A 9,337-nucleotide genomic window follows, 5' to 3' on the forward strand; every position below is an offset into this window, starting at 1 on the left:
ATATTCCTGGGTGGGGGTTTCGGGCATCGACACCGTGAGCAGGAAGTGGGTGGCCCGCCCGATGATGGGGGCCAGCGTTTCCTGTTGCACCACATAGTCGATGGAGGGTGGTTCCACCACGCCGGGATGGAGATGATGGGGGTGGTGGCGTTCCGGACGGGGTCGCCTTCGAAAAAGTAGAGGGTCGATGCTGCACCGACCGGCCACGATGTGATGTTGCCGGAGGTGGCGTCGATGGGGTCGAGGGAGAAAACCAGGTCACTGTTCTGGTAGAGGGGGATTTCCGCTTTCGTTCCCTCCCATCCGAGGGTGACGGTGGTCATGGTGTCTCCTGTTCTGTGAGTTCATATCCGAGTGCCGCCAAAGCATCAGCGTGGGTGGCGAGGTCGGGTTGATGGTCATCGCGAACGACTTCGAGTCAGTCGACAGGATCGGGGTCAAACCGTTGGCGGGGTCACCGTCGTAGTCGATGACCTGGCCACGCTCATCCGACAGGAACACCGACACATCGGTTTCAGATGCGACCGCGAGACGGAACCTGCATTCCATGCTGGTGAGAATCGAAGTCATGTCAGGCACTTCCACCACCAACACCAACAGGAACCCATCCTCCGTGGAGTACAGGTTCGTGATCGGCGGCATATGCGGAAGAGCTTCAGCCACAAGGGTTGCTGGTTTCATACTCATCTCCAGAAGATCCAGATCACACCGGTAGCGCCGATACCGCCAGCGCCGAATGAGCCGGTTACCGCCGTTCGAACCACCACCACCGCCACCACCACCGCCGGGATAGCCGCCCGGCCGCCAGCTCCGCCGCTGTAGTTGAGGAAGCTGACACGGCCACCACCACCACCGCCACCACCACCGGCGCCGCCACACTTCGTTTGAGTTGCCGGCGACACGTTCGCGCCTGCACCACCGGGTCCACCGTTACCGCTAGGCGCACCTGCCCCCGCAGTCCCACCAGCGCCGAGAGGCGTTGACCCGCCCGCCAAACCATTCGTGCCGGAGTCTGCTAGTGTCCTGAGTCATTAATTCGTGTGCAGTAGTGGGCGATGGAGTCGAGGATCTGGTCAGCGGTCTTGACCCACACGTAGGGGCGGGGGTTGTCGTTCCAGGTCTCGATCCACGCTCTGATGTCGGCATTGAGTGCTCGTACGGTGCGGTGGGTGGAGCGTTGGAGTTTCTTGGTGGTCAGTTCGGCGAACCAGCGTTCGACGAGGTTCATCCAGGATGAGCTGGTGGGGGTGAAGTGGACAACAAACCGCGGGTGCGCGGTCAGCCATCGCTTGACCGCGGGTGTCTTGTGGGTGGAGGCATTGTCCATGACCAGGTGGACGTCGAGCTCGTCGGGTACCTCGGCGTCGATCTTGCGGAGGAATCCGATGAATTCCGTTGCGCGATGCCGTGAGTGAAGCGAACCGATGACTTTGCCCGACGCGATGTCCAACGCCGCGTACAGGCTGGAGGTGCCGTTGCGCACGTAGTCGTGGCTGGCCCGTTGCGGGGTGCCCGGGAGCATGGGAAAGATCGGCTGGGTGCGATCGAGCGCTTGGATCTGGGTCTTCTCGTCAACGCAGAGCACCAGGGCACGTTCGGGTGGGTTCATGTAGAGCCCGACGACGTCGCGGACCTTTTCGGTGAACATGGGATCTTTCGACAGCTTCCACGAATCCTGTTTGTGTGGAGCCAATCCGAACGCTCTCCATACACGCGAAACAGTTGACTGCGACATGTCGAGATGCTCAGCCATCGACCGAGTCGACCAGTGTGTCGCATTCTTCGGAGTGGTCTCGAGAGTTGCGGTGATCAGGTCTTTGATCTGCTCGTCGCCGACGGTTCGAGGTCGCCCGGGCCGGGGTTCGTCGAGCAACCCCTCGCAGCGGTGCTCGACGAACCGGCCTCGCCATCGCCGCACGGTACCTCGGTTGAGGCCGAGTCGTTGTGCCACTTCGGTATTCGACCCGCCATCTGCGGCAGCGAGAACGATTCGTGATCGCATCGCCAAACCCGAGGCCGTCGTTCGCCGACGCGCCCACCCTTCGAGCTCACGGCGCTCGTCATCGGTCAGAACAATATCCACTGCTCGCGGACCCCGGGTTGCCATTCCCCAGTCTATCAACCGAATGACAATTAATGACTCAGGACACTAGACCACCACCGCCGCCGTTCCCCGGCAGGGATGTGGTGGGTGAATAGCCGAACGATGTCGAGATCCCACCCTGCCCTGGGGTCGTGGTGATATGGGTGCCGAAACTGGACGGATTGCCATTCGTGCCAACGACGTAAGGCGTACTCGAATCCACTGATTCGGGGTCGAGTTGCTGGAAAATGTATCCACCGCCGAGGCCGCCAGCTGCGCGGGTGGTGGTACTGGAGGTGCCGTCCGAACCGTTCTTCCCACATCCGATGAGACCCACGATCAGTTCGGTGATGTTTTCAGGTTTCGTCCACGTACCCGACGTGACCTTGGTTTCCACGTTGTAGCCGTTGAGGACGGCGTCAGCGATGGCCTGGATCGTGTACTGAACCTCTTGCGGATCACCAACCGAACCGCCACCAAACCAGCCATTGAAAATGCCGTTGATGATCGACGCAATGTTCGCCGTCGCCGCATGAGCCAACAACCGGATCACATCAACCGGCTCACCCATATGCTTAAACTTCGGATTGAACTGGTTGTACGCGTAGTCATCCCAGAACGCCTGATCCGCATTCGCGAACTGCGACAGGCCTGACGTGGCACCGTTCGGGCGGTTCGCGGGCAGGAAGTATTTGCCCGGTACACCAGCACCGGGCTGATCTGGAGCTGTAATGGCTAACTCACCCCTTCGATCATGCGGGCCAACCGCTTAGCGTGGCCACCACCGTCGTAGTCCGTGGAATGCGCAGTGCCGAGATAGTTGCGGATGTCCTCCCCCGCACGCGCGAAATCGGGCCAGCGGAACGGATTCCACCACGGCTGCGCCACCGCCAGACGTTCAGCGGTCTTGAACGCCCAGGCGCGGGCGGCCTCGGGTGTGCGCACCGACATCCACCCGGTTAGGTCGGCGACCGTGCGCAGCGGTGAACCTAGCGGCAGGTCGGCGATCGGATCACCCGGCGCCCACTCGGTGAACCGAGGCCGCGGGACGTGCAGCGCCCCGGCGATCCCGGACCGGCCGTGATGCACCGGCGTGTGCGGGTCGCCCAGCGTCGCGACGGCGAGCACCTGATGGCGAGGCCGCCGAGGCAGGATGTCGCGCGCGTACTTCACTGCGACCGCCGCGCCCGCACTGTAGCCGCCGACGACCACGAGTTCGCGGGATTCGGTGACAGCTCGATCCAACGCTGCCGCGCCGATCGCTTTCGACTCCTCATACGACAGGTCGCCCATGCCGGTCGCCGGGCCGAAGTCGGCCGGGTACGGCACATACGTGAACTTCACCTTGCGGGGGTCGAGCGCGCGGCGCAGCGCCTCCGACGCGGGGGAGCCGCCGCGGGGTGCCCAAGTTCCGTCGACCCAGAGAAGTTCGATCATGACCGTCCTGCCCACCATGCTCGGATCTCGTCGCGCCACACTTGCCATGGCCGGCGGAAGTCGCCTGCCGCCCAACGGTCACGGCGGGTCTTGTACTGCAACACCAGCAGCATCACCAGGAGCGCGAGCATCATCACGGCGCCACCCGAGTACAGGATGAATCGAATCCACGCCCGCCCCGGATAGTCAGTACCCGCCCACACTGACGCCGAGATCTGGAGAAAGACCAGCGACATCAGGGTCGACTTGCCTAGGTAGATGAGTGACACCCGCTCCTTCCACCAGTACTGCCATGCGGCGTAGCAGATGGTGTAGACGGTGGCCAGCACGGCGAGCACCACAAGTGCCCAGTCGGCTATCAGCTCCACTAGTTCAGCCTTCCGAAGATCAGCTCGGCCCAGTGGTTGCGTTCCAACTGGTCACGAAGCTCCCGCTGTACCGGCCGCGCCCGTTCGGCGAGCCGTGCGCTTTCGGACCGGGCTTCTTCGGCCGATCGCGCGTTTCGCTTCGAGCGCGCATCAACTTCGTGCGCGCTCGCCCCCTTGGTCTTGAATCCCCACATCAGTTGGACTCCAAGCTCTCTCGCAGTGCCTTCGACTGGCTCGCGATGAGCTGGCCGGCGACATTCCACTCGGCCATCGTCTGCGCGTTGCGCGCGTTGGTCTCGAGGAGGTCGGCGATGGTCTTGGCGTCGCGCTCGGCCGCGGTCTTGTAGATCGAGATCTCCGATCCCATACGATCCAGCCACGGGCGAAGGCGATACCGAGCACGAGCGCCATGCCGACGACGACCCCCACCACGCCGATGTCACTCAGCGCGGCGGGGTTCATCCAAGCGCTGGCGCTCGAGGTCACGGTCATCGGCCGAGGTTGACTTCGCGCTCGACGCCGTCAGCGGGAAGCTCAATACCTGCCAACACCTTCGGTGTGACCTGCGGGCGGGTGAACAGGAATCCGAGAGCAATCGTGGAGACCGCGAGGATGGCGCCCTGTTGCTGCTCGCTGAGGTTCAAGCCGAACGCAACGACCAGCGGCACCGCGGTCTGAACGACCGCGACGAGGCCGGGTACACGCTCTCCTTCACCGAGATCACCACGAGCAGACCGAGCACCGCGTTGACCGCGGCCATGTGAGTCTCTGGTCTGGCTGAGTTCGTTCATGGAACAGAGTGGAAATGATATTGACGTCTTTGAATCGTGCCATCACGTGGGTTCGTCATGACTCAAAGAGCATTCGAGTCTCCTCGCGGTCTCCACGATTGCTCTCGGATTCCTGTTCACCCGCCCGCAGGTCACACCGAAGGTGTTGGCAGGTATTGAGCTTCCCGCTGACGGCGTCGAGCGCGAAGTCAACCTCGGCGATGACCGTGACCTCGAGCGCCAGCGCTTGGATGAACCCCGCCGCGCTGAGTGACATCGGCGTGGTGGGGGTCGTCGTCGGCATGGCGCTCGTGCTCGGTATCGCCTTCGCCCGTGGCTGGATCGTATGGGGATCGGAGATCTCGATCTACAAGACCGCGGCCGAGCGCGACGCCAAGACCATCGCCGACCTCCTCGAGACCAACGCGCGCAACGCGCAGACGATGGCCGAGTGGAATGTCGCCGGCCAGCTCATCGCGAGCCAGTCGAAGGCACTGCGAGAGAGCTTGGAGTCCAACTGATGTGGGGATTCAAGACCAAGGGGGCGAGCGCGCACGAAGTTGATGCGCGCTCGAAGCGAAACGCGCGATCGGCCGAAGAAGCCCGGTCCGAAAGCGCACGGCTCGCCGAACGGGCGCGGCCGGTACAGCGGGAGCTTCGTGACCAGTTGGAACGCAACCACTGGGCCGAGCTGATCTTCGGAAGGCTGAACTAGTGGAGCTGATAGCCGACTGGGCACTTGTGGTGCTCGCCGTGCTGGCCACCGTCTACACCATCTGCTACGCCGCATGGCAGTACTGGTGGAAGGAGCGGGTGTCACTCATCTACCTAGGCAAGTCGACCCTGATGTCGCTGGTCTTTCTCCAGATCTCGGCGTCAGTGTGGGCGGGTACTGACTATCCGGGGCGGGCGTGGATTCGATTCATCCTGTACTCGGGTGGCGCCGTGATGATGCTCGCGCTCCTGGTGATGCTGCTGGTGTTGCAGTACAAGACCCGCCGTGACCGTTGGGCGGCAGGCGACTTCCGCCGGCCATGGCAAGTGTGGCGCGACGAGATCCGAGCATGGTGGGCAGGACGGTCATGATCGAACTTCTCTGGGTCGACGGAACTTGGGCACCCCGCGGCGGCTCCCCCGCGTCGGAGGCGCTGCGCCGCGCGCTCGACCCCCGCAAGGTGAAGTTCACGTATGTGCCGTACCCGGCCGACTTCGGCCCGGCGACCGGCATGGGCGACCTGTCGTATGAGGAGTCGAAAGCGATCGGCGCGGCAGCGTTGGATCGAGCTGTCACCGAATCCCGCGAACTCGTGGTCGTCGGCGGCTACAGTGCGGGCGCGGCGGTCGCAGTGAAGTACGCGCGCGACATCCTGCCTCGGCGGCCTCGCCATCAGGTGCTCGCCGTCGCGACGCTGGGCGACCCGCACACGCCGGTGCATCACGGCCGGTCCGGGATCGCCGGGGCGCTGCACGTCCCGCGGCCTCGGTTCACCGAGTGGGCGCCGGGTGATCCGATCGCCGACCTGCCGCTAGGTTCACCGCTGCGCACGGTCGCCGACCTAACCGGGTGGATGTCGGTGCGCACACCCGAGGCCGCCCGCGCCTGGGCGTTCAAGACCGCTGAACGTCTGGCGGTGGCGCAGCCGTGGTGGAATCCGTTCCGCTGGCCCGATTTCGCGCGTGCGGGGGAGGACATCCGCAACTATCTCGGCACTGCGCATTCCACGGACTACGACGGTGGTGGCCACGCTAAGCGGTTGGCCCGCATGATCGAAGGGGTGAGTTAGCCATTACAGCTCCAGATCAGCCCGGTGCTGGTGTACCGGGCAAATACTTCCTGCCCGCGAACCGCCCGAACGGTGCCACGTCAGGCCTGTCGCAGTTCGCGAATGCGGATCAGGCGTTCTGGGATGACTACGCGTACAACCAGTTCAATCCGAAGTTTAAGCATATGGGTGAGCCGGTTGATGTGATCCGGTTGTTGGCTCATGCGGCGACGGCGAACATTGCGTCGATCATCAACGGCATTTTCAATGGCTGGTTTGGTGGCGGTTCGGTTGGTGATCCGCAAGAGGTTCAGTACACGATCCAGGCCATCGCTGACGCCGTCCTCAACGGCTACAACGTGGAAACCAAGGTCACGTCGGGTACGTGGACGAAACCTGAAAACATCACCGAACTGATCGTGGGTCTCATCGGATGTGGGAAGAACGGTTCGGACGGCACCTCCAGTACCACCACCCGCGCAGCTGGCGGCCTCGGCGGTGGATACATTTTCCAGCAACTCGACCCCGAATCAGTGGATTCGAGTACGCCTTACGTCGTTGGCACGAATGGCAATCCGTCCAGTTTCGGCACCCATATCACCACGACCCCAGGGCAGGGTGGGATCTCGACATCGTTCGGCTATTCACCCACCACATCCCTGCCGGGGAACGGCGGCGGTGGTGGTCTAGTGTCCTGAGTCATTAATTGTCATTCGGTTGATAGACTGGGGAATGGCAACCCGGGGTCCGCGAGCAGTGGATATTGTTCTGACCGATGACGAGCGCCGTGAGCTCGAAGGGTGGGCGCGTCGGCGAACGACGGCCTCGGGTTTGGCGATGCGATCACGAATCGTTCTCGCTGCCGCAGATGGCGGGTCGAATACCGAAGTGGCACAACGACTCGGCCTCAACCGAGGTACCGTGCGGCGATGGCGAGGCCGGTTCGTCGAGCACCGCTGCGAGGGGTTGCTCGACGAACCCCGGCCCGGGCGACCTCGAACCGTCGGCGACGAGCAGATCAAAGACCTGATCACCGCAACTCTCGAGACCACTCCGAAGAATGCGACACACTGGTCGACTCGGTCGATGGCTGAGCATCTCGACATGTCGCAGTCAACTGTTTCGCGTGTATGGAGAGCGTTCGGATTGGCTCCACACAAACAGGATTCGTGGAAGCTGTCGAAAGATCCCATGTTCACCGAAAAGGTCCGCGACGTCGTCGGGCTCTACATGAACCCACCCGAACGTGCCCTGGTGCTCTGCGTTGACGAGAAGACCCAGATCCAAGCGCTCGATCGCACCCAGCCGATCTTTCCCATGCTCCCGGGCACCCCGCAACGGGCCAGCCACGACTACGTGCGCAACGGCACCTCCAGCCTGTACGCGGCGTTGGACATCGCGTCGGGCAAAGTCATCGGTTCGCTTCACTCACGGCATCGCGCAACGGAATTCATCGGATTCCTCCGCAAGATCGACGCCGAGGTACCCGACGAGCTCGACGTCCACCTGGTCATGGACAATGCCTCCACCCACAAGACACCCGCGGTCAAGCGATGGCTGACCGCGCACCCGCGGTTTGTTGTCCACTTCACCCCCACCAGCTCATCCTGGATGAACCTCGTCGAACGCTGGTTCGCCGAACTGACCACCAAGAAACTCCAACGCTCCACCCACCGCACCGTACGAGCACTCAATGCCGACATCAGAGCGTGGATCGAGACCTGGAACGACAACCCCCGCCCCTACGTGTGGGTCAAGACCGCTGACCAGATCCTCGACTCCATCGCCCACTACTGCACACGAATTAATGACTCAGGACACTAGCAGACTCCGGCACGAATGGTTTGGCGGGCGGGTCAACGCCTCTCGGCGCTGGTGGGACTGCGGGGGCAGGTGCGCCTAGCGGTAACGGTGGACCCGGTGGTGCAGGCGCGAACGTGTCGCCGGCAACTCAAACGAAGTGTGGCGGCGCCGGTGGTGGTGGCGGTGGTGGTGGTGGCCGTGTCAGCTTCCTCAACTACAGCGGCGGAGCTGGCGGCCCGGGCGGCTATCCCGGCGGTGGTGGTGGCGGTGGTGGTGGTTCGAACGGCGGTACCGGCTCATTCGGCGCTGGCGGTATCGGCGCTACCGGTGTGATCTGGATCTTCTGGAGATGAGTATGAAACCAGCAACCCTTGTGGCTGAAGCTCTTCCGCATATGCCGCCGATCACGAACCTGTACTCCACGGAGGATGGGTTCCTGTTGGTGTTGGTGGTGGAAGTGCCTGACATGACTTCGATTCTCACCAGCATGGGAATGCAGGTTCCCGTCTCGCGGTCGCATCTGAAACCGGATGTGTCGGTGTTCCTGTCGGATGAGCGTGGCCAGGTCATCGACTACGACGGTGACCCCGCCAACGGTTTGACCCCGATCCTGTCGACTGACTCGAAGTCGTTCGCGATGACCATCAACCCCGACCTCGCCACCCACGCTGATGCTTTGGCGGCACTCGGATATGAACTCACAGAACAGGAGACACCATGACCACCGTCACCCTCGGATGGGAGGGAACGAAAGCGGAAATCCCCCTCTACCAGAACAGTGACCTGGTTTTCTCCCTCGACCCCATCGACGCCACCTCCGGCAACATCACATCGTGGCCGGTCGGTGCAGCATCGACCCTCTACTTTTTCGAAGGCGACCCCGTCCGGAACGCCACCACCCCCATTCATCTCCATCCCCGGCGTGGTGGAACCACCCTCCATCGACTATGTGGTGCAACAGGAAACGCCTGGCCCCCATCATCGGCGGGCCACCCACTTCCTGCTCACGGTGTCGATGCCCGAAACCCCCACCCAGGAATATCCCTCTACTACGGGAAAGCAGTCCGCCGTGTCTGAGTGGACCGACGACACGGCACCCGACATTGGATCGAC

16 protein-coding genes are annotated in these 9,337 nt (G+C 62.9%); 8 read left to right on the forward strand and 8 right to left on the reverse strand.

Going from position 1 to position 9,337, the window contains the following annotated elements:
• Positions 1-258 precede the first annotated feature (258 nt).
• The 8 genes from BLU62_RS02505 to BLU62_RS02535 form a co-directional block, all read right to left on the reverse strand.
• Positions 259-681: a DUF7572 family protein gene (locus BLU62_RS02505; RefSeq protein ID WP_159441523.1), complete on the reverse strand. Its 423-nt coding sequence runs from the start codon at positions 679-681 to the stop codon at positions 259-261.
• A gap of 334 nt (positions 682-1,015) precedes the next feature.
• Positions 1,016-2,107, reverse strand: coding sequence for an IS630 family transposase (locus tag BLU62_RS02510; protein WP_074847987.1), 1,092 nt, complete (start codon positions 2,105-2,107; stop codon positions 1,016-1,018).
• 34 nt (positions 2,108-2,141) lie between these two features.
• Positions 2,142-2,654 carry a hypothetical protein gene (locus BLU62_RS02515; protein ID WP_074847985.1) on the reverse strand — a complete coding sequence of 171 codons (513 nt, stop codon included), beginning with the start codon at positions 2,652-2,654 and terminating at the stop codon, positions 2,142-2,144.
• A 164-nt stretch (positions 2,655-2,818) separates the two neighbouring features.
• Positions 2,819-3,520, reverse strand: a complete 702-nt coding sequence (locus tag BLU62_RS02520; RefSeq protein WP_074847983.1) for a PE-PPE domain-containing protein — start codon at positions 3,518-3,520, stop codon at positions 2,819-2,821.
• On the reverse strand, positions 3,517-3,888 hold the full coding sequence (locus tag BLU62_RS02525) for a putative phage holin (protein ID WP_074847981.1): 372 nt from the start codon (positions 3,886-3,888) through the stop codon (positions 3,517-3,519). The genes BLU62_RS02520 and BLU62_RS02525 overlap by 4 nt, the downstream gene beginning before the upstream one ends.
• A complete protein-coding gene (locus BLU62_RS02530; protein WP_074847979.1) occupies positions 3,888-4,082 on the reverse strand; it encodes a DUF7620 family protein in 195 nt (64 codons plus the stop codon). The genes BLU62_RS02525 and BLU62_RS02530 overlap by 1 nt, the downstream gene beginning before the upstream one ends.
• A complete protein-coding gene (locus tag BLU62_RS32760) occupies positions 4,082-4,255 on the reverse strand; it encodes a hypothetical protein (protein ID WP_159441524.1) in 174 nt (57 codons plus the stop codon). Before BLU62_RS32760 ends, BLU62_RS02530 begins: the two co-directional genes overlap by 1 nt.
• A 121-nt stretch (positions 4,256-4,376) precedes the next feature.
• Positions 4,377-4,679 carry a hypothetical protein gene (locus BLU62_RS02535; RefSeq protein WP_074848259.1) on the reverse strand — a complete coding sequence of 101 codons (303 nt, stop codon included), beginning with the start codon at positions 4,677-4,679 and terminating at the stop codon, positions 4,377-4,379.
• Positions 4,680-4,834: 155 nt separating this feature from the next.
• Between BLU62_RS02535 and BLU62_RS02545 the strand changes: the two genes are divergently transcribed.
• From BLU62_RS02545 to BLU62_RS33165, 8 genes are all read left to right on the forward strand, one after another.
• Positions 4,835-5,179, forward strand: coding sequence for a hypothetical protein (locus tag BLU62_RS02545; protein WP_139179960.1), 345 nt, complete (start codon positions 4,835-4,837; stop codon positions 5,177-5,179).
• Complete coding sequence (locus BLU62_RS02550; protein ID WP_074847979.1) at positions 5,179-5,373, forward strand: DUF7620 family protein; 195 nt, start codon at positions 5,179-5,181, stop codon at positions 5,371-5,373. Before BLU62_RS02545 ends, BLU62_RS02550 begins: the two co-directional genes overlap by 1 nt.
• Entirely contained in the window at positions 5,373-5,744 is a 372-nt protein-coding gene (locus BLU62_RS02555; protein ID WP_074847981.1) for a putative phage holin, read from the forward strand. Before BLU62_RS02550 ends, BLU62_RS02555 begins: the two co-directional genes overlap by 1 nt.
• Entirely contained in the window at positions 5,741-6,442 is a 702-nt protein-coding gene (locus BLU62_RS02560) for a PE-PPE domain-containing protein (protein ID WP_074847983.1), read from the forward strand. Before BLU62_RS02555 ends, BLU62_RS02560 begins: the two co-directional genes overlap by 4 nt.
• 164 nt (positions 6,443-6,606) lie before the next feature.
• The gene (locus BLU62_RS02565; RefSeq protein ID WP_074847985.1) at positions 6,607-7,119 is read left to right on the forward strand and encodes a hypothetical protein; all 513 of its coding nucleotides are present in this window, start codon (positions 6,607-6,609) and stop codon (positions 7,117-7,119) included.
• A gap of 34 nt (positions 7,120-7,153) precedes the next feature.
• On the forward strand, positions 7,154-8,245 hold the full coding sequence (locus BLU62_RS02570) for an IS630 family transposase (RefSeq protein WP_074847987.1): 1,092 nt from the start codon (positions 7,154-7,156) through the stop codon (positions 8,243-8,245).
• Positions 8,246-8,579: 334 nt separating this feature from the next.
• Positions 8,580-8,945 (forward strand): DUF7572 family protein, encoded by a 366-nt coding sequence (locus tag BLU62_RS02575; protein ID WP_425284523.1) that lies wholly within the window; start codon positions 8,580-8,582, stop codon positions 8,943-8,945.
• A gap of 201 nt (positions 8,946-9,146) precedes the next feature.
• Positions 9,147-9,337 (forward strand): hypothetical protein (locus tag BLU62_RS33165; protein ID WP_208863592.1); only part of this gene is annotated, 191 nt, incomplete at its 3' end.

The organism is Gordonia westfalica, assembly GCF_900105725.1.
GTDB classification, from domain to species: Bacteria; Actinomycetota; Actinomycetes; order Mycobacteriales; family Mycobacteriaceae; genus Gordonia; species Gordonia westfalica.